The organism is Hylemonella gracilis ATCC 19624 (assembly GCF_000211835.1).
In the GTDB taxonomy this organism is placed as follows: Bacteria; Pseudomonadota; Gammaproteobacteria; order Burkholderiales; family Burkholderiaceae_C; genus Hylemonella; species Hylemonella gracilis.
Map to the genome: position 1 here is coordinate 26,674 of NZ_AEGR01000061.1, position 17,903 is coordinate 44,576.

Consider the following 17,903-nt stretch of genomic DNA (forward strand, 5'->3'; position numbering starts at 1 on the left):
GGCCCATTACCTGGGCGTAATCGACGCGCAGCCGTCCAAGAACCACACTGCGCAGGTGTCGACGGTTTTCCATCCAAGTCTTCCATCCAATTCAATCCATGGTCAATCCATGGTCAATCCGTCTTTCAACCCCGATTCAAGGAAAGGTCACGATACCGATGCGCGCTTACCGAATGGACGAATTTGACAGCCTTGATGGGCTTGTTCTGCACGATCAGCCTGTGCCGCAGCCAGGCCATGGCCAGGTGCTGGTCAAGATCCATGCGCGCGCGCTGAACTACCGTGATGTGCTCATCCAGCGCCAGCGCTACGCCTTCCCGGCCCTGCGCGGCGTGGTTCCGCTCTCGGACGGCGCAGGCGAAGTCGTGGCGCTGGGCGCGGGGGTGACGTCAATGAATGTCGGTGACCGCGTCGCGGCCTGTTACTTCCCACGCTGGCAAGCCGGCAGGCTTGAGATGCCGATGGCGATGGACCAGTTCGGTTGCCAGCGGGATGGCATGCTGGCCGACTGCGTGGTCGCCGATGCCTCGGCGTGGGTCCATCTGCCCGCGCACCTGAGTTACGAACAAGGTAGCACCTTGCCTTGCGCTGCGGTCACCGCCTGGAACGCGCTGACGGGAGGCCGGTCGCTCATGTCCGGTGACACAGTCTTGACCCTCGGGACCGGCGGTGTCGCGTTGTTCGCACTGCAGTTCGCCAAGACCCTGGGGGCGCGTGTGATTGGCATCACGTCGAGCTCGCAGAAGGTGGCGGTGTTGCGCAGCTTGGGCGCGGACGAGGTGGTCGATCGCACCCAGCATCCCGATTGGGCGAATGAGGTTCGCCGTCTGACGCAGGGAGCGGGCGTTGACCATGTCGTGGAGACGGGCGCCATCGATACCTTGCCGCAGTCTCTGGCCGCCTGCGCGGCCAATGCTGAAGTGGCGCTGGTGGCTGCCTTGGGAGCCGGTGCCTTGGACGCCTCGGCGCTGCGAGGTTTGGTGACGATCCGCCGCGTGTTCGTCGGCAGCCGCGCGAGCTTCGTGAGCATGAACCGCGCCATCGGCCAGCATCGGCTGGAACCCGTGATCGACCGCGCATTCAGCTTCGACGAGGCACGCCTGGCTTACGAGCACTTCGCCGCCCAGAAGCACGTGGGCAAGGTGGTCATCACCAGCGAGTGACAGCGCACAAGCCGTCTCGCACTGTCCCTGCACGATTCAAGATTCAAAGGAACACCCATGATCCATCCCCAACAGTTGGCCGAGCGCTATGCCGCCCTCTGGAATGAGATCGACCCGATGCGGCGCAAAGCAGCCATCACCCAACTTTGGACGGCCAATGGCCGCCATTTCGTCAAAGCCCAGCAGGTGTTCGGCCATGAGGCACTGGAGCGCCGCGTGCAGGCGTCCCACGAAAAAAATGTGCGCGACGCGGGCTGTCAGTTCCGCATCTCTGGCGATGCGCAGCAATTGCCGGGTGTCGTGACCTTCCATTGGGAGATGGTGCTCGCGGCGACGGGCGTGGTGATGGCCGCAGGTCTGGAGTTTTTGGCGCTCGATGCCGAGGGCCTGATCGTCAAGGACTACCAGTTCATACTGGAGTAGTTTCCTCGGGCCGTCATTGTCTAGAACCGGTAACGCAGGCCGACGAAAATGCCGTCGCCCGTGGGTAGAAGGATGAGCGGTGTTTGCCGCTGCGTGGACAGATAGCCCATGCCCGTGCCGATCGCGCCGCCGGCGAGCACATCGCTCAGCCAGTGCCCGTGCGCGGTGACGCGCCCACGCGCCATGTAGATGGGCAGGGCCACCAGTCCCCAGGCAGGTGAAACGCCGCCTTCCGGATCGGCATCGGCCCTGGCTTGCCCCGCGATGATCAAGGGAGTCACAAACGCGGCCATCAACGCAGTTTCTCCGCTGGGGAAACTTCGATGGTTCGTACCCTGCCGCCATTGGTTGGGATTGTCTGCTTCAGAGGGGCGTGAACGCTGGAAGGTGCGCTTCATCGCCTCGGTGACGACCGCGGTGGTGGCGATGCTGTCCACGGCTTGCCAGGCCACGCGGCCGTTTGGCGAGGTGTTGCCTTCCCAGAGCGCGTAACTGACCGTGCCGCCGATCACCAGCGAGTCGATCAGCAACTGGTTGCGGCGCGAGAAGATGCCACTGGCTTCGTATTCGTCGCAGCGGTCCATGCCCAGAATGCCTCCGTTGGGGCCATCGCCCTTGCAGCCAGCCGCCCGGGCATTCGGTATCAGGCTGGCGAACAGCACCAGTACCAGGGTGGGCAACACAGAACGGCGCAATCCGCCTGCGATGAAAGCGCGAGTCCGAGTGGGGGAGGGGATGGAAGAGCAGGTTGGCATGGGTTGTCCTAGGGCAAGTTCCTCAGAGTCTGCGGGTGCTTGATGAAGACGTCCTTAAAGAACCACGTGCTCAGTTGCGCCCCTGCAAGTACCTCGGTCGATTAAAGTCGAAAAGAAACAAGGCAACCAGCGCCTGCGTGGATTCGTGGCGCTTTCGCCATCACGGGTATGGAGCTTGCTTGCATGGAACGGCGCGCCCCCGGCCCACCCGAGTGACCCGAACCAATCGCATATTCAGCCATCCATGGAGAGTTTGATGAAGTTGCCACTGTTTGCGCGCCTGCTCATCTTGGCCAGCGCCATTGTTCTGGCCGGGTGTGCCAGCACCCAGGACTGTTCCAGTGCGCTGCCCAACGCCAGCTACACCGGCCCGTACAAGGGGGTGGACAACCAGTTGAGCGTGGCCGACCTGAGCCGCGATTTGCAATGTGCCCAGAACTTCAAGACCACCAAGTACCCCGGTGGTTTTGTTGCCATTTATGGCAGTTCACGCATCGGTGAGACCAGCCGATTGCCCGACCCCGTGCTGGCCCGGCAGAGCGAGGCGCTGTATGCGGACGTGATGACCTTCGCGGAGTCCTGGACCCGCAAGCATGGCAAGCAATACCCGGTGATGACGGGGGCGGGGCCAGGGCTGATGGAGGCGGGCAACCGCGGCGCTCTCAAGGCCGGGGGGCCGAGCATCGGTTACACCACCTATTACGACCCGGCGCCACGGGGCGACGCGAACGAAGTGTTTTGGAAATACAAGGGCCAGGACCTGATCACCGATGGCCTGATCTTTTCCAGCGTCGGCATCCGCGAGTACGCCATGTTCCTGCATTCCGCGGCCATCGTGATCGGTCCCGGAGGCACCGGGACCGAGTGGGAACTGTTCCAGATCCTGGAGATGACCAAGAGCGAGCAACTGCAAGCCGTGCCCATCTACCTGGTGGGGAACAAGGACGTGCACTGGAAAAGTTTCTACGACAGGCTGGATGACATGGTCCGCCGTGGAACTGTCCGCCCCGGCGAAGTGACGAAGCACTTCGAGCATGTGGAGCGCGCCGTGGACCTCATCCCATTACTGGAAAAACGCCTGGCACTGCCTTGAGCACAGCGCCCTGACGCATCCCTGCTCCTGATCCTTCGCGGTGCTGAGCAGGGGCGTCGGCGAACGGGCCAAGGCTAAGCGCCGCGCGCGGCCTGCCGCTCAGCTTGCGTGAGCACCCGGGGTGTGACGATGGGGGTGCGGCCATCGTCCTCAAAGAACGGGGAGGCCTTGGATTTCCCGAGGATCTTGCCTTTCAACATGAACGGCAGCACGGTCAACACAGCTTTGAGATTGAATTTTTCGGGGGTGCCCGCGGGGGGTGTGCCCTGGGCGTCACGTCCCATGATCCGGCTGCGAACCTGCCCGAGTGCCGGATCGAGTGCGCGTGTTTCTCCGGCCGTGTAGACGCATCGCAGAAAGCCGGCCCAAGGTTCGCCAGGGCGCGTGTTGACCACGGGTGTGTTGCAGCATGAGGTGGAAAAACGGTAAGTTCCGGTGGCCGTCAGCCGCGTGCACCGCAGATGCTCACGGCCCTGCAAGATCTCCACGTCCGCGGGATACGCGGGGATGACCTCCGTTCCACCGTTCGCGTCCAGCAGATCCGTGCGACGCAGGTGCCGCAAGTACATCTGGCAATCTTCGCAATAGCAGACGAGACGACCGGGCGTGTTGCGGGGCAAACCATGGAGCTTGGCCCGAAATTTTCCGCATTCACACTGAATTTCCATGGAGCAGTCTTTCTGTTCAGGGGCACTGAGCATGTGCAGTCGAACTCAGCTGAAAGTTTAGTTGCAGCTTCTAATTGGCTGCAGTTGATCGGGTGCCTGAGCCGCCCGGGTGATGCTCAGTGCATCGGACGGCCCAGGCGTTGGCTGGCCCACGATATCGCGTAGTTCACGAGACAGTAAAGCAGCGCCACAACGAGGTACACCGGGACCAGGGAATGGTAATTGGCGATCAGAACTTTGGCGTTCTGCAAGAGTTCACCGTAGGTAACGATGTAGCCGAAGGTGGTGTCCTTGACGACGATGACCAATTGCGCGACCAGTGCCGGGACGATGTAGCGCAGGGCCTGGAGAAAAACGACATGAAAGAAAACCTGGGTGTCGGTCAGCCCAAGGCTACGCGCGGCATCGGTCTGGCCGCGGGGAACGGCAAGCACGCCGGCGCGGTACACCTCGGCCACTACTGCGGCTGCGCTCAGACCGACGGGTAGCGTCAACATCCAGTAGGTGCTCAGCTTGATGCCGGCTTGCGGCAGCGCCAGGAAGCACACATAGATCAGCAGCAGTGTTGGCGTGCTTCGCAGAAATTCGATCACCGCAATGCTGGGCCAACGCAGGAGTCGCAGTCGCGCCAAGCGTCCTAGCAACAGCAACAAGCCGAGGGTCAAGGCGATGACGGCGGCCATCGCCGCCGATGCCAGCGTGCCCAGCAGGCCCTGGCCCAGGAAGGCCCAGGTCGTCGGCCAAGCAAAGAACTCCCAGAATCGGGCGTCGAGCTGCCCGGCGGAATGGAACCGGAACACGGTACCTGCAGCCAGCAGGATCAGCACCATCGCCGCGATGACGCTTGCCGTACGCGTGAGTGCCAGAGCCTTGGGGCTGGGCGAGGCAAAGAGGATCTCTTCCAGCGGGCGGCTCATCGCAGTATTCGCACCTTCTTTTCCAGGGTCGCGCCTGCCCAGGCGATCAGCAACCCGGTCACCACGTACATCGCGGCCGCCACCGCGAACGCGGCCAAGCCCGCCGCGGAGTCCGTCGCGATCTTGGACACGAGTGCCGTGAGTTCCCGGCCTGGAAGCGGTACCTGCGATGCCAGTGAGGTCGACAACATCAGCGCGATGAGCAGCGAGGTCATCGGCTGCACCACCGCGCGCAGTGCCTGTGGCAAGACCAAGGCAAAGATGATCTGCATGGGCCGCATACCCAGGCTGAGTGCGGCCTCGATTTGACCGCCGGGGATGGTGTTGATGCCCGAACGCAGGTAATCCGCCGTGAACGCCGAGCAGACCAGCGTCAAGGTCAGGATCACGCTGGGTTCATAGTCGATCACCACTTCGAGATCGGGCAAGGCGAACACAATGAAGATCAGCAGCGCGACACTGGGAATGTTGCGGAAGATCTCGACGTAGACGTTCAAAACGAAGCGCAGCGGCGGCAGAGGCAGGAGCCGAAGCACCGTCACGATCATGCCCAGCAAAAAGCCGGGCACGAACGAAACGATCGTGAGCTTCCATGTCAGGAAAAGGGCCTGCCCGAAGGCAGGCCCGTGGTCGGCCAGGAGCCTGGGAACATCGCCCATGGTTCACATTGCGTTCAAGGGATGGCGGGCGGCGTGGGAACGGCCGTGCTGCCGGTGCGCTGTCCGATGGAAACCGTCCAGAGTTTGGCCCAGGTGCCGTCGGCCTCCAACTTCTTCAGGAAATCATTGATGAAGGCCACGCCGTCCGAGCCCTTGGGCAGACCAACCCCATAGCTGTCCTGTGCGCCAAAGGGCGCGCCTGCGAGCTTCGCGTCCCCGGTCCCGAGGCTCAAGGCGTTGAGTAGCAGCGTGTAGTCGGTCACGTAGGCGTCCACGCGTCCCTGGCGCAGTGCGTCCAATGCCTCCTGGTGCGTTTGGAACTCTTGCACGACGCCCTTGGGCGCGTACTGCGCCAGGATCGTCGGCCCCGTGGAGCCAGCTTGCGTGGCCACCTTCTTGCCGGCCAGATCGTTGTACGACTGGATCGTCTTATTGTTGGCCTTGACCAGCACGCCGGCTTGCGAGCTGTAGTAGGGGCCTGCGAAGGAAATCTTCTCGGTGCGGGCGGGGGTGATGGAGTAGGTGGCGATCACCATGTCCACCTGATCGTTGATGAGTACCTGCTCGCGTGTGGACGAAGTCACTTGCGTGAACTGGACCTTGGCCCCATCGCCCAGGATGTAGCGCGTGATGAGCTGGGCCAGACCGGCGTCGAAGCCGCGGGTCTTGCCGTCTTTCTCGTTGAGCAGCGAGAACAGATTCGAAGTTTGCAAGCCGCCCAGCCGCAGCGTGCCAGCCTGCTTGATCTTGCTGGCCCAAGCATTTGAGCGAATGGTCGCCGCGCTGGCGACTGGCCCTTGCGCAATCAGCGCGTCGAACGCCGCGGCGTTGATCGGCGTGCCTTGTGCGTACAGCGAACCACCGGAGACGAGCACCAGCGTCACCACAGCGGTTTTCAGAATGGATTTCATCGACATGCAGTCCTCTTGAGGGGTGTGTTGCGTGAAGCAATATATCGCAGCGATGGAGGGCGCGGGTGGGTCACGGGGCGTACCTCCCATTGTCTCGCTATGGTCTTGAGCTTGATCCGCGAGAGTTCGGGGGCATCAACGTCCTTAGGTGGGCGATGCCGACCACGCCCTGGGTTTCCTTGCCGCTGCCAGGCAACCGTCGGTTTCAAACGCACTGATGTGAGCAGGTGTGAGTTGATCGCAGAAAATCCCACCCAACCATCCCCAGTGGCCCCGCAGGGCCAGGGGTTCGTGCTCTTGAGCGGTGTCACGCGCCGCCTTCATCAGTTTGCACTGAGCTAGGTTCGATCGTCATGCAAGCGCCTGTTTCTCGCTCTATCGATACCGCCATGCTGGAGGGGTTGCCGCGCAGGTCGGGTGTGTACTTCTTCTGGGGCAGTGGCACGCTTCCTTTGTACATCGGCAAGAGCGTGGATATCCGCAGCCGAGTTCTGTCTCACATCCGCGCCGAGGACGAGGCGGAGATGATGGCCCAGACCCAACGCATTGACTTCATCGAAACCGCCGGTGAGATGGGTGCATTGCTGTTGGAAGCGCATCTCATCAAGAAGCTTTGCCCGCTCTACAACATCCGCTTGCGGCGTCAAAAAACGCTGTGTTCGATCCGTTTGGACGAATCTGGCTCGGTCCTCATCCCTGAGATCGTCTCTGGCCACGACACCGAAATCGCGGGTGCGGACAATCTCTACGGTCTGTTTGGGTCTGTTCACGCGGCCAAGGAAAAGCTGCGAGAGCTGGCGCAGCAACATCGCCTGTGCATGGGCTTGCTGGGACTGGAGAAGATCAGTCGACGGGGTTGCTTTGGGCTTCAGCTCAAAACCTGTCTAGGCGCCTGCGTGGGCAAGGAGGATCGCAGTGCGCATGACCAGCGCTTGCGCTCGGCGCTTCAGGACCACAAGGTACAGGCGTGGCCTTATGCAGGCGCGGTTGATCTGGTGGAACAGACGGATGGGTGGACTCAGCGCCATCGCATCCAGGGTTGGCGGTTTCTGGGGACCTGGTGCTCCAAGACAAACACCTTCACGGCGCATGAACGCCATGGCTTTGACCTGGACACCTACAAGATCCTGGTGCGGCCCATCCTGCTCGGGACTCTCAAGATCGAGCCCGTGTGACGCAGTAGTTGGAGATGATCCAATGATCAACCGCACGGGATCAACGGTACGGGATCAACGGTACGAACGATCGGTAGGATTTCTCAATCTTCGCGCCGAGCTGAAATTCGTGGAGCGAGACCGCGTATTTGCCTCGATAGAATCAAAGATCACGCACATCGGCCCCATGCCGCGTTGCGTGAAACATTCCATTCACAACAACTGAGTTCAGAAACATGGCAACTGCAAAGAAAAAGTCTTCCTCCTCCGCTGCGAAGAAAACCGCAAAGGCTCCCGCCACAGCCGTGGTGCGTCCCATCAAGGACACCTTCACCAAGGGCGCGCTCGCCAGCCATCTGGCTGAGCAAGCGGGTGTCGAGCCCAAGGCCGTCAAGGCTGTGTTGGCCGCCTTGGAAGCCACCATGCTGGGCGCGATCAACAAGAAGGGCGCGGGCGAATTCACCTTGCCCGGACTGCTCAAGATCGGCGTGCAGAAGGTGCCCGCCAAGCCCAAGCGCAAGGGCATCAACCCCTTCACGAAGGAAGAACAAGTGTTCGCCGCCAAGCCCGCGACCGTGCGCATCAAGGCCCGCGCCTTGAAGAAGCTCAAGGACGCGGCGCTCTGATCTAACCCGCCACTTGTTCTTGGCAATTAAAGTCGAAAACAAGCCTCTCGCATTGCCGCGGTTTTGTGGACTATCGACTTCATGGACCGTTTCCGAGAAGTCGAAAACATTCCTTTCCGGGTTTCTAGCAAACAGCGCGGCGTCTGCATAGCGGCGACGGTTGCTGCCGGTCGCTATGCAATGCTGAGAGGGCTGTTGCAGCCACATAGCGGTCGCCAACTGGCAGAGGAGGTTCAGACCTTTTACGTTCGAGCTAATCCGCCCGCCGCAGCGTTTCAGTGACTCAGCGAGGTGTTAGCCATCATCGCGTTGGCATAGGGTGGCGATTTCCGAGTAGAGCTCGATCCTGGCGTGTGGCTCACGCGCGCAGTGGTCTATGAGGTGATGGCCGGAGTGTCTGACGACATGGTGCACCGTGGAGGCTCGGTCGGTACCTCCGCAGGAGTACCGCTGAGCAATCTCCGGCGGAACCACGTTGTCTTTTTCTGCTGAAACAACAAGCAGGTGTCCGGTGTAGTGGTGTATGAGCTCAAATGCATCGGAGTCAGCCCAGCTGCGAGGCGTGCGCAGTATGTGACTGAACTGTGGCCCAAACGGCACTTTGTACGCCTGCGCTGAATAGGCTGCGGGTATCGCGAGGCAAAGACGAGACACTGGCATCTCAGCAGTCGTTTTTGCGGCAATGTAGGCGCCCATACTGAAACCGATAAGCGTGAGGGTTGAGGGCGACAGTTGTTGAGAGCTGACGACTTGCAGGGCCTGCTGCACACGCTCCTCCAACGTGGTGCCCGATTGCTGCCCTCCCGTGCGGCCGTGCCCGACAAAGTCAAAACTTACTGTCTCTATGCCTTGCACATAGAGAAAGGTACGCAACTCTCGAAATCCCTCCGCTGTCGAGCTTCCACCTCCATGAAGGAGCATGGCTGTGCGAGTGGCTCTCGGCGGCGTCCAACGGTCTCCCACAACCACGGTGTGCCGGTACGCCACCTCGAATTCGAGAGTCTCTACGGACTGCATGGCCTGGTTCTTGATGCCTAACTATTGAACACGACGATGATCTACACCCATGTCCTTACGGACTTGGCCGCCCGCGCGTTGCGCGATTCCTGCCCGAAACGGGCAATTGATCCGAAAACCTCCGATTGAATAACGACCAGCAGGCGACATAAACGCCCGCTAAGCCGCACCAATGCTGGAGGGCTGTTTTCGACTTCAGCAAAAACTCGGATCATCCCCGCCAGGCCGCATAAAACCGCGGCCCTTGTTTTCGACTTTATTAACCTGTTTTCGACTTTAATTGCTCGGAACAAATCTGATCCCGTCGACCGCTCAAGCCTGCAAGAACAGTTGATAGGCCGGATTGAGGGTCTCTTCCACATGCGCGTAACCCAGCGTGGCAAGGAATTGCTTGAAGGCCTTGTCGTCTGACTTGGGCACTTGCAGTCCGACCAGCGTGCGCGCGTAGTCCGCGCCTTGGTTGCGGTAATGGAAGAGGCTGATGTTCCAGTTGGGCTGCATCAGGCTCAGGAACTTCAGCAAGGCGCCCGGTCGCTCGGGGAAGGTGAAGCGCAGCAGGCGTTCGTCCTTGGCCAGGGCCGAACGGCCGCCGACGAGATGGCGGAGGTGCTCCTGCGCCAAGTCGTCGTGCGAGATGTCCAAGGTGGTGAAGCCGTTGCGCTTGAAGTTCGCCGCGATCTTGCTGCTTTCGCCGGCCGCGCTCGTGGTCAGGCCCACGAACACATGCGCCTTCTTCGCGTCGCTGATGCGGTAGTTGAACTCGGTCACGTTGTGCGGCCCGCCGGGCAGCTGGCCCACCACTTCGCAGAAGCGGCGGAAGCTGCCGCGCTCCTCGGGCATGGTGACGGCGAACAGGGCTTCACGCGCCTCACCCACTTCGGCGCGCTCGGCGACGAAGCGCAGGCGGTCGAAGTTCATGTTCGCGCCGCAGAGGATGGCCGCGTAGGTCTGTCCCTTGGTCTTGTGTTCGGCCACGTATTGCTTGATGGCCGCCACGGCCAGCGCGCCCGCCGGTTCGACGATGGAGCGCGTGTCGACGAAAACGTCCTTGATGGCGGCGCACACGGCGTCGGTGTCCACCGTGATGTAGCCATCCACCAGTTTCCTCGCGAGGCGGAAGGTTTCCTCGCCCACCTGTTTGACCGCGGTGCCGTCCGAGAACAAGCCCACGTCGGGCAGCATCAGGCGCTTGCCCGCTTTCACGGACTGCATCATCGCGCAGGAGTCCTGCGTCTGCACGCCGATCACCTTGACCTCGGGCCGCACGGTCTTGATGTAGGCGGCCACGCCCGCGATCAGCCCGCCCCCGCCGATGGCGACGAAGACCGCGTCCAGCGGTCCCTGGTGCTGACGCAGCATCTCCATCGCCACCGTGCCCTGGCCCGCGATCACGTCCGGGTCGTCGAAGGGATGGACGAAGGTGAGGCCATTCTTCTTCTGCAGCGTCATCGCATGGGCGTAGGCGTCGGAGTAGCTGTCACCCTGCAGCACCACTTCACCGCCGAGCGCGCGCACGGCCTCGATCTTGACCTGCGGCGTGGTGGTCGGCATCACGATCACGGCACGCGCGCCCAGCTTGCTCGCCCCCAGCGCCACACCTTGCGCGTGGTTGCCGGCGGAGGCGCAGATCACGCCTTTCTTCAGCTGCTCGGGCGTGAGGTTGGCCAGCTTGTTGTAGGCGCCGCGCAACTTGAAGCTGAACACGGGTTGCTGGTCCTCGCGCTTGAGCAGCACGGTGTTGTGCAGGCGGCGGCTGAGGGTCTTGGCCTTGTCCAGCGAGGTTTCCACCGCCACGTCGTAGACGCGGGCGTTCAGGATTTTCTGCAGGTAGTCGGCGGGGGTCAGGGGGCGTGGCGCGCGGGCGGGGACTTTTACGGTTTTCATGCGTGGGGCGATTCTGCTCAGAGAGACGTCGGTGGGACCAGGGCTGTCCGCTGGGGGGTGCGCGGGCAGGGCGGTGGCGCAGGGATAATTCGCGTCAACGCAGGGCAAGGCAGGTGGCCTAAGCCCCCATTTTGACAAGGAAACAAGCAATGGAATGCACGGTGAGCTGGACGGGCGCGAGCGGCACGCGCTCGGGCATGGGTTTCGTGGCCGAAACAGGCAGCGGCCACGTCCTGATGATGGACGGCGCGCCGGATGCGGCCAAGCCCGAAAACGGCGGTCAGAACCTGGCGCCGCGCCCGATGGAGACGGTGCTGGCGGGTGCGGGCGGCTGCACCGCTTATGACGTGGTGCTGATCCTCAAGCGCGGGCGGCACGATGTGCGCGGCTGCACGGTCAAGCTGACCAGCGAACGGGCGGACACGGACCCGAAGGTGTTCACCAAGATTCACCTGCATTTCACGGTGACGGGCAAAGGCATCCCCGAAACGGCGGTGGAACGCGCGATCGCGCTGTCGCACGACAAGTACTGCTCGGCCACTATCATGCTGGGCAAGACGGCGGAGATCACGACGAGCTTCGAATTGAAGGAAGCCTGAGTTTTTGGGGCGATTTCTTTCGCCCCGGTTCCGGTGCTTCCTTGTTTGCGCACCGCAGGCTCACGGGCTGGGGCGACCGCTCCTCATGAGACGCTGCGCGTCTCCGAAATCGTCGGGTTCACCCCAGCCCGTGAGCCTGCTCGGTTGCTTGGCTTCCCAGAGTACACAAGCCTGTCGACTCCAAGCGCGTTGGAGGTGGGCCAGTCGCGCCGCCGATTTCGGAGCGCGAAGCGCTCTATGAGGCGGACGGCTGGCCCGCCTGCAACGCGCGTGCAGGCTCGTGAAGTTTAGGGCTTCAATGCCCTCGCCCTTCCCGATACCGCCCGCTGGTCTTGCGCGGCAGCGGTGACGCCTCACCCAGCCGTGCCAGCGTCAGCCCCGCATGGGCCTGTGTGATGGCCAGGCCCAGAGCGTCCGCCGCGTCCGGCCCGGGCAGGCCGGGAAGCTTCAGCAAGCGCTGCACCATGGCCTGCACTTCCGCTTTCGCGGCTCGGCCGTGGCCGGCCACGGCCTGCTTCATCTGCAAGGCGGTGTACTCGGCCACTGGCAGCTTGCAGTTCACCAGGGCTGTCAGGCAGGCGCCACGCGCCTGGCCCAGTAGCAGGGTCGATTGAGGGTTGACGTTGACGAAGACGATTTCCACCGCGGCCTGCGTGGGCTGGTAGCGCGTCACCACCTCGGTGATCCCATCGAACAGCACCTTGAGCCGCGCGGGCAGGTTGCCTTGCTCTTCCTTGGCGGTGCTGATGGTGCCGCTGGCGACGTAGCGCAGATGCTGCCCCTGAGCCTCGATCACGCCGAAACCCGTGGTGCGCAGACCCGGGTCGATGCCCAAGATACGCAGCGGTGTCGGCGTGGGTCCGGGTGGGGTTGGGGCGCTACTCATGCGAGCCGCAGGCAGTCGGGTTTCATGGCGGGAGCTGGGCGAACCATAACCGGGACTCGATGACGCCCGACCGGTCGGCGAGGTAGTTGGAGTTGGGCAGCTTCTCGAAAAAGCGCGGGCGCGGCAACATCACCGCCAAGCGAGCCGCTTCATCGGGCCCCAGCTGCCAGGCGTTCTTGCCGTAGTAACGCTGCGCCGCAGCCTGCGCGCCAAACACCCCTTCGCCCCATTCGACGTGGTTCAGGTAGATCTCCAGGATGCGGCGCTTGTCCAACAGCGTCTCGAGCATCAACGCCAGCACCAGTTCCTGCCCCTTGCGCAGCAAGGTGCGTTCGCCCGACAGAAACAGATTCTTCGCCAATTGCTGGGTGATGGTCGAGCCGCCCACCACCTTGGGCTGGCGCACCGCCTGTTGGGTGGTGCGCTGCGCGGCGGAGCGCTGGGCCTGCATTTCCGCGCGGGCCTGGGCCGCGGCGTTGCGCATCCAGGCCTCCTGCAAGGCCACCCAGTCCACGCCAGGGTGGCTGACGAAGCCGTCGTCCTCGGAGGCGATCACCGCGCGCTTGAGGTGGGAGGAAATTCGCTCGTAGCTCACCCATTGCTGTCGCCAGCGCAGCGGCTTGGGCTTGCGCACCACCGCCTTCTTTCCATTCGCGGTCACGGGCGCGGGCGGGTCCGCGCGGCTTTCCTGCCAAAGACGCCACAGCTCGGAGCGCTCGAACGCGGTGGATTGCGGATCGACGCGCGTCATCAGCGCGATGCGCGCGAAAAAAAAGAGCTGAAGCGCGAGCCCCGCGATCAGCAGCAGGAGCAGCCAGCGCCAGAGGGCTCGCAAGGGCGAGGACAGGGGAGCGCGCATGGAACGTGACGTGTGGGAGGAAGCGGAAACAGGGTGACGATGGATCGCGTGCTGGCGGTAGGCGGAATGGCCCGTCCTCTTGTCCTGGGCGCCGAGCGCTGGCGCGGGCATCGCGGCCCGATCCCCTGGCAATTCGTCCAGGGCGTGCAACAGCGACGGACTGGCTTCTGGATGCAGGTCGAATCGGCTTTCATCGAAATCCGGTTCATGGCCGCGCGCGCCCGTGCCCTTGCGTCCGTGAAACAGCCATCGCGACAGTCGCTTCAGCATGCGTGGAAATCTTGCGCGGCGCCAGGGCCATCAACGCGCGGGCGCGTTGCTCACCTGGGTTTGCAGCGTCGCGTCTTGCGCGAAACGAAAGCGCGACACGACCACGATCTGGTCGGCCTGTTTGCGCATGGCCGGCGTGAACGCGCCAAACGGCGAAGCCGCTTGGGCGATGGCCTGGGCGCGCCGGTCCAGCTCACGGTTGCCTGAACTTTGCGCCACTTCGGCGCCGACGATGCGGCCTTGCGCGTCCACCGTGAGCGCCATGGTCAGCTCGCCGTACAGCTTGCGTCCCGCCACGTTCGGGAAGTTCGCCGTGCCCTTGGCTTCGATGGCGCGGCGCAGGCGGTCGTAATACTGGGCGTAGGCCGCTTCCCGAGTGGCCGGGCCGATGTAGTGCTTGCGCGGGCGGGCGCTGTCCTGTTGGATGCGGCGCTCGATTTCCGCCAACTGCTTGAGCAGCAGGCGGCGTTTTTCTTCCTGGGCGGTGGCGGCCTGGCCCGCCGCGTCGCTCTGGGGCGCGGGCGCGGGCAGGCTGGCCAGCTGCTCCCGCACCTGGGCCAGCAGCAGGTTTTGCTGCGCTTGCAGGCGCTGCAGTTGTTCGCTGGTTTCCTGGTCCAGGGTGTCGCCCTGGAGGTCGATCTGCGTGGCGGGCAGGGGGTTGGTGGCGCGCCCCGCTTCCAGTTCGCCGCCGCCGGCCAGCTTGCTCTGGGCAATCGCCTTGGCGTCTTCGTCCCGTGCGTCCTCTTCGTCACTGCGTGCGTTGACCAGAATCACTTCCAGCGGCGTATCGCTGAAGGCGCGTTCGAAGGCCTCGGGCGCGACGAAGCGCACGGTCAGCAGCACGGCGTGCAAGCCCAGGGACACGCCCAGCGCCCATTGCAGCGTGTTGAGCTGGAAGGTGGGTAGCCGCATGGGTTTGGATGGGGGCAAATTCACGGGGCTGGATTATCGCCGCAGCGTGCCGGCGGGAGGCTCGTCAGCTCCCGCTTGCCGGAGGTGGCGCGTCCTCGGCTTCGGGCGCCTCGTTGACGTCCACTGCGATGGCAATCGGGCCCGCGGCCAGGGTGTCGTCGTCCTCGCCCTCGCCCTCCACGGCATCGGCGTTGTCCCCCACTTCGCCATTGGCGTCAGTGTCCAGCCGCGCGATCACGGTGCCGCCGACATCCAGCGCCACTTCGTCAATGGCGCCGAGCTTCACCCGCACGCGCGCGCCGCGCGGCAGGCCTTGCGTGCCCAGAACAGGCAGCACCAGAGGCAAGGTGTCGGCGCGCGCCAGGTTGTCCTTGAACACCGTGGCGTCGAGTTCGCCGATGCCTTGCTGTGCGAGGTACTTCAGCGTCCAGTAGCGCTCGATGGTGGCCTGGTAGCCGTTGTAGGCGGTGTAGGCCGCGTCGAAAGCGCTGATGATGGCGAACAGTTCGGCGTCCTTGGGGCGGAAGGGCGCGGCGAGCGCGGCCGTCTTGCCATGGCGCGCGCATGCAATGATCTGCCACTGGTTCACCAGGTCGGTGTAGCGGCGCAGGGGCGAGGTGCTCCAGGCGTAGCTGGGCACGCCGATGCCCGCGTGCGGCAGGGCCTTGACGCCCATTCGCACCTTGACGCCGGGCGCCAGGCTGGCTTGGCTGCGGTAGATGGCGGGCACGCCCAGCTCGGCCAGCCACTGGCCCCAACTGCTGTTGGCCAGGATCATGGCCTCGGCCACGATCAGGTCCAGCGCCGCGCCGCGCTGGCGCACGCTGATCTGCACCTGCTCCTGACCCTGCGGCTCGCCCGTGCTGCCATGCAGGCGAAAGTTGTAGTCCGGTCGATTGAAGGTTTCGGGTTTGCCGCGCACGATCTCGCGCTGCGCTTTGAGGTGTTTCGCCAGACGGTGCAGAAAGCCCAGCTCCGCGCGCAGCGCGGGGGTCAACAGGGCCGCATGCGAACCCGCCTCGGGGGTGATGGCGTGCGTGAAGCCGGGGTCGCTCAGCCATTGCTCCGTCACCACGCCGTCCAACTGGTCGTGGCGCAGGTTGTGGGCGATGGGCACGCGTTCCAGCTTGGTGTCGCTGTCCACCAGTTCCAGCGTGTCTTCCTTGAAGCGCGCGTAGAGCGACACCGCGGGGCAGGCCTGGCCTTCTTGCAGGGTGTAGCGCTGCACCACCTCGTCGGGCAGCATGGTGATTTTGTAGCCCGGCATGTAGACGGTGGACAAGCGGTCGCGGCCCAGCTTGTCGATGGCGTCGCCGCGTTGCACGGCCAGGCCCGGCGCGGCGATGTGCACGCCCACCGTCACCATGCCCGAGCCCAGGCCCTGCACCGACAGCGCGTCGTCGATTTCCGTGGTCTGCGAGTCGTCGATGGAATAGGCCTGCACACTGGCCGTGGGCAGTTCGTCCTTGATCTCCGGTGCCACGAGGTTCGCCGGAAAACCGTAGCCCTTGGGGAAGTTGTCGAACAGGAAACGGCGCCAGTGGAACTGGTAGGGCGAGTCGATGGCACCCGCCGCCTGCAGCAGGTCCAGCGGCGCCTTCTGCGTGGCGCGTGCCGCTTCGACCACGGCCTTGTACTCGGCGGCGTTCTTGTCCGGCTTGAATAGGATTTTGTAGAGCTGCTCGCGGATGGGCGCGGGGCAACTGCCCTGGGCGAGCTGCTGCGCCCATTCGCCGATCTGGATCTGCAACAGACGCTTTTTCTCGATGGCGGCCAGGGCCTGCTGGATGATTTCCGCCGGGGCTTTTTTGTAGCGCCCCTTGCCCGCGCGGCGGAAGTAATGCGGCGCCTCGTGCAGCCGCAGCAGGGCGGCGGCCTGCTGGGTCAAGGTGGGGGGGTCCTGGAAATACAGGGCCGCAAGTTCGGCGAAACCGAAGTCCTCCTCGGGCGCGAACTCCCAGGCCAAGTCCAGCTCGATGCCCTGGGCCAGCGGCTGGGCCTCGGCCAGCAGTGCAGCCGGCGCGGGCTTCTCAAACTTCAGCAGCACATTGGCCGCCTTGACCTTGACCCGCTTGCCGGTGTCCAACTCCACCTGGAGCGAGGCGTCGGCTTCGGAAAGGATGCGGCCGGCGAGGAACTTCCCGGCTTCGTCGAACAATGCAAACATGGGGGGATTGTCCCATGGGGGATGAAGGGTTCCGGTCAGACCGCTTGCGGCAGCGTCGCTGCCATAGACGATTGATAAAATTTCGGCGCTCGGTCTTTAGGGCAGGGCGCTTTCGATGAGTTGAAGTCAAGAAGAAGTTGCTGTGTTGGGCTCGTCAGGCAATCCGGCTCTCGTTTTGGGTCTTTGAGCCAGACCGTCCTTTTAATTCAGATATAGAGAACAGAATGAAAAAGATTTTGACTGGGGCCATGATCGGCATGACGCTGACGTGCTCTGCTTTTGCTCAATCCGTCTATGTTGGCGTGGAAGGGGGCGCAGTTGCTTTTAAAGATGAAACTGACGACATCGCAACAACATATGTCAACGACTACAACGCCTACAGTGCCCGCGTTAAGCAGGATGCTGGTACCGTGGCGTTGCGGCCCTTTGTTGGTGTGGAGCTGACGGAGAACATCGCGTTGGAGTTCGGCTTAATGAGCTTCTCGCAGGACACCTCGGTGGAGGGCTCTTACTCTGGTGGCTACTACAAAGAGTCTTGGGAAAGAGCTTGGCGAACCGTCGATTTCTCTGCCCTGCTGCGTCCGGCGGCTGATTCCGAATTGCATGGGCTTTTTGCCCGTGTTGGCGGGCATTCCACGAAATCCACTTATGAATTCAAGAGTTCATTGGGCGGCAGGGACAACGATTCGGAAACCAAATCCGGCGCACTCTTTGGCTTGGGCTATGACTGGTTCTTTGGCGAAAGCAGGGCACACCACGCCTTGCGCCTCTCGTTCACGCACTACGGCAATGTTGCGGGTCTCGAGGACGATGCCCTCAACATCCTGAGTGTTGGGTACTTCTACAAATTCTGAATGTAGACATCGACCGCACGTCGTTGCCCATCAAAGCAGGCCGCTGCCTATGTGTTAAGGCAAGCGGCCTGTTTCATCTACAGACG

At 63.0% G+C, this 17,903-nt stretch carries 19 protein-coding genes; 7 read left to right on the forward strand and 12 right to left on the reverse strand.

What is annotated here, in order from left to right:
• The first annotated feature begins 158 nt into the window (after positions 1-158).
• The gene (locus HGR_RS10295) at positions 159-1,163 is read left to right on the forward strand and encodes a zinc-dependent alcohol dehydrogenase family protein (RefSeq protein WP_006298174.1); all 1,005 of its coding nucleotides are present in this window, start codon (positions 159-161) and stop codon (positions 1,161-1,163) included.
• Between the two features lie 57 nt (positions 1,164-1,220).
• Entirely contained in the window at positions 1,221-1,586 is a 366-nt protein-coding gene (locus HGR_RS10300; protein ID WP_006298175.1) for a hypothetical protein, read from the forward strand.
• Between the two features lie 20 nt (positions 1,587-1,606).
• Here HGR_RS10300 and HGR_RS10305 read toward each other — a convergent pair whose 3' ends face one another.
• Positions 1,607-2,266: a phosphatase PAP2 family protein gene (locus tag HGR_RS10305; RefSeq protein ID WP_039853192.1), complete on the reverse strand. Its 660-nt coding sequence runs from the start codon at positions 2,264-2,266 to the stop codon at positions 1,607-1,609.
• A gap of 331 nt (positions 2,267-2,597) precedes the next feature.
• On the opposite strand from HGR_RS10305, the gene HGR_RS10310 reads away from it, so the two are divergent.
• On the forward strand, positions 2,598-3,434 hold the full coding sequence (locus HGR_RS10310; RefSeq protein WP_006298177.1) for an LOG family protein: 837 nt from the start codon (positions 2,598-2,600) through the stop codon (positions 3,432-3,434).
• A gap of 74 nt (positions 3,435-3,508) precedes the next feature.
• Here the strand turns inward: HGR_RS10310 and HGR_RS10315 are convergent, their stop codons facing one another.
• From HGR_RS10315 to HGR_RS10330, 4 genes are all read right to left on the reverse strand, one after another.
• Complete coding sequence (locus HGR_RS10315) at positions 3,509-4,135, reverse strand: DUF6151 family protein (protein ID WP_319946213.1); 627 nt, start codon at positions 4,133-4,135, stop codon at positions 3,509-3,511.
• Between the two features lie 83 nt (positions 4,136-4,218).
• Positions 4,219-5,019, reverse strand: a complete 801-nt coding sequence (locus HGR_RS10320; RefSeq protein WP_006298179.1) for an amino acid ABC transporter permease — start codon at positions 5,017-5,019, stop codon at positions 4,219-4,221.
• Complete coding sequence (locus HGR_RS10325; protein ID WP_006298180.1) at positions 5,016-5,678, reverse strand: amino acid ABC transporter permease; 663 nt, start codon at positions 5,676-5,678, stop codon at positions 5,016-5,018. The genes HGR_RS10320 and HGR_RS10325 overlap by 4 nt, the downstream gene beginning before the upstream one ends.
• Positions 5,679-5,692: 14 nt before the next feature.
• Positions 5,693-6,595 carry a glutamate ABC transporter substrate-binding protein gene (locus HGR_RS10330; protein ID WP_039853183.1) on the reverse strand — a complete coding sequence of 301 codons (903 nt, stop codon included), beginning with the start codon at positions 6,593-6,595 and terminating at the stop codon, positions 5,693-5,695.
• A gap of 347 nt (positions 6,596-6,942) precedes the next feature.
• Between HGR_RS10330 and HGR_RS10335 the strand changes: the two genes are divergently transcribed.
• On the forward strand, positions 6,943-7,764 hold the full coding sequence (locus HGR_RS10335; protein ID WP_138922479.1) for an endonuclease: 822 nt from the start codon (positions 6,943-6,945) through the stop codon (positions 7,762-7,764).
• 142 nt (positions 7,765-7,906) lie between these two features.
• Here HGR_RS10335 and HGR_RS18090 read toward each other — a convergent pair whose 3' ends face one another.
• A complete protein-coding gene (locus HGR_RS18090) occupies positions 7,907-8,062 on the reverse strand; it encodes a hypothetical protein (RefSeq protein WP_406564776.1) in 156 nt (51 codons plus the stop codon).
• Here HGR_RS18090 and HGR_RS10340 point away from each other — a divergent pair.
• Positions 8,049-8,369, forward strand: a complete 321-nt coding sequence (locus HGR_RS10340) for an HU family DNA-binding protein (RefSeq protein WP_006298183.1) — start codon at positions 8,049-8,051, stop codon at positions 8,367-8,369. The genes HGR_RS18090 and HGR_RS10340 overlap by 14 nt on opposite strands.
• A gap of 294 nt (positions 8,370-8,663) precedes the next feature.
• Here the strand turns inward: HGR_RS10340 and HGR_RS18095 are convergent, their stop codons facing one another.
• Together HGR_RS18095 and ilvA are read right to left on the reverse strand one after the other, a co-directional pair.
• On the reverse strand, positions 8,664-9,386 hold the full coding sequence (locus tag HGR_RS18095; protein WP_006298184.1) for an alpha/beta hydrolase: 723 nt from the start codon (positions 9,384-9,386) through the stop codon (positions 8,664-8,666).
• Between the two features lie 312 nt (positions 9,387-9,698).
• Positions 9,699-11,270, reverse strand: coding sequence for a threonine ammonia-lyase, biosynthetic (gene ilvA, locus HGR_RS10350; protein WP_006298185.1), 1,572 nt, complete (start codon positions 11,268-11,270; stop codon positions 9,699-9,701).
• A 149-nt stretch (positions 11,271-11,419) separates the two neighbouring features.
• Here ilvA and HGR_RS10355 point away from each other — a divergent pair, with 149 nt between their 5' ends.
• Entirely contained in the window at positions 11,420-11,869 is a 450-nt protein-coding gene (locus HGR_RS10355; protein WP_006298186.1) for an OsmC family protein, read from the forward strand.
• A gap of 295 nt (positions 11,870-12,164) precedes the next feature.
• On the opposite strand, the gene ruvC is transcribed toward HGR_RS10355, so the two are convergent.
• The 4 genes from ruvC to HGR_RS10375 all read right to left on the reverse strand — a co-directional run bounded on the left by ruvC (position 12,165) and on the right by HGR_RS10375 (position 16,963).
• Complete coding sequence (gene ruvC / locus HGR_RS10360) at positions 12,165-12,713, reverse strand: crossover junction endodeoxyribonuclease RuvC (protein WP_039853198.1); 549 nt, start codon at positions 12,711-12,713, stop codon at positions 12,165-12,167.
• 64 nt (positions 12,714-12,777) lie between these two features.
• Positions 12,778-13,590, reverse strand: coding sequence for a transglycosylase domain-containing protein (locus HGR_RS10365; protein ID WP_039853200.1), 813 nt, complete (start codon positions 13,588-13,590; stop codon positions 12,778-12,780).
• Positions 13,591-13,914: 324 nt separating this feature from the next.
• Complete coding sequence (locus HGR_RS10370; RefSeq protein ID WP_006298189.1) at positions 13,915-14,796, reverse strand: TonB family protein; 882 nt, start codon at positions 14,794-14,796, stop codon at positions 13,915-13,917.
• Between the two features lie 64 nt (positions 14,797-14,860).
• Entirely contained in the window at positions 14,861-16,963 is a 2,103-nt protein-coding gene (locus HGR_RS10375) for a ribonuclease catalytic domain-containing protein (RefSeq protein ID WP_006298190.1), read from the reverse strand.
• A 224-nt stretch (positions 16,964-17,187) separates the two neighbouring features.
• Here HGR_RS10375 and HGR_RS10380 point away from each other — a divergent pair, with 224 nt between their 5' ends.
• On the forward strand, positions 17,188-17,817 hold the full coding sequence (locus tag HGR_RS10380) for a hypothetical protein (RefSeq protein WP_006298191.1): 630 nt from the start codon (positions 17,188-17,190) through the stop codon (positions 17,815-17,817).
• Positions 17,818-17,903: the final 86 nt, after the last annotated feature.

Bases quoted from the DNA above. Each gene is read 5' to 3' on its own strand.
- HGR_RS10320 (WP_006298179.1), bottom strand. From the start codon at position 5,019: ATGAGCCGCCCGCTGGAAGAGATCCTCTTTGCCTCGCCCAGCCCCAAG.
- HGR_RS10300 (WP_006298175.1), top strand. From the start codon at position 1,221: ATGATCCATCCCCAACAGTTGGCCGAGCGCTATGCCGCCCTCTGGAAT.
- HGR_RS10335 (WP_138922479.1), top strand. From the start codon at position 6,943: ATGCAAGCGCCTGTTTCTCGCTCTATCGATACCGCCATGCTGGAGGGG.
- HGR_RS18095 (WP_006298184.1), bottom strand. From the start codon at position 9,386: ATGCAGTCCGTAGAGACTCTCGAATTCGAGGTGGCGTACCGGCACACC.
- HGR_RS10375 (WP_006298190.1), bottom strand. From the start codon at position 16,963: ATGTTTGCATTGTTCGACGAAGCCGGGAAGTTCCTCGCCGGCCGCATC.
- HGR_RS10380 (WP_006298191.1), top strand. From the start codon at position 17,188: ATGAAAAAGATTTTGACTGGGGCCATGATCGGCATGACGCTGACGTGC.
- HGR_RS10315 (WP_319946213.1), bottom strand. From the start codon at position 4,135: ATGCTCAGTGCCCCTGAACAGAAAGACTGCTCCATGGAAATTCAGTGT.
- HGR_RS10355 (WP_006298186.1), top strand. From the start codon at position 11,420: ATGGAATGCACGGTGAGCTGGACGGGCGCGAGCGGCACGCGCTCGGGC.
- HGR_RS10370 (WP_006298189.1), bottom strand. From the start codon at position 14,796: ATGCGGCTACCCACCTTCCAGCTCAACACGCTGCAATGGGCGCTGGGC.
- HGR_RS10330 (WP_039853183.1), bottom strand. From the start codon at position 6,595: ATGTCGATGAAATCCATTCTGAAAACCGCTGTGGTGACGCTGGTGCTC.
- HGR_RS10310 (WP_006298177.1), top strand. From the start codon at position 2,598: ATGAAGTTGCCACTGTTTGCGCGCCTGCTCATCTTGGCCAGCGCCATT.
- ilvA (WP_006298185.1), bottom strand. From the start codon at position 11,270: ATGAAAACCGTAAAAGTCCCCGCCCGCGCGCCACGCCCCCTGACCCCC.
- HGR_RS10325 (WP_006298180.1), bottom strand. From the start codon at position 5,678: ATGGGCGATGTTCCCAGGCTCCTGGCCGACCACGGGCCTGCCTTCGGG.
- HGR_RS10295 (WP_006298174.1), top strand. From the start codon at position 159: ATGCGCGCTTACCGAATGGACGAATTTGACAGCCTTGATGGGCTTGTT.
- HGR_RS18090 (WP_406564776.1), bottom strand. From the start codon at position 8,062: ATGGGACGCACCACGGCTGTGGCGGGAGCCTTTGCGGTTTTCTTCGCA.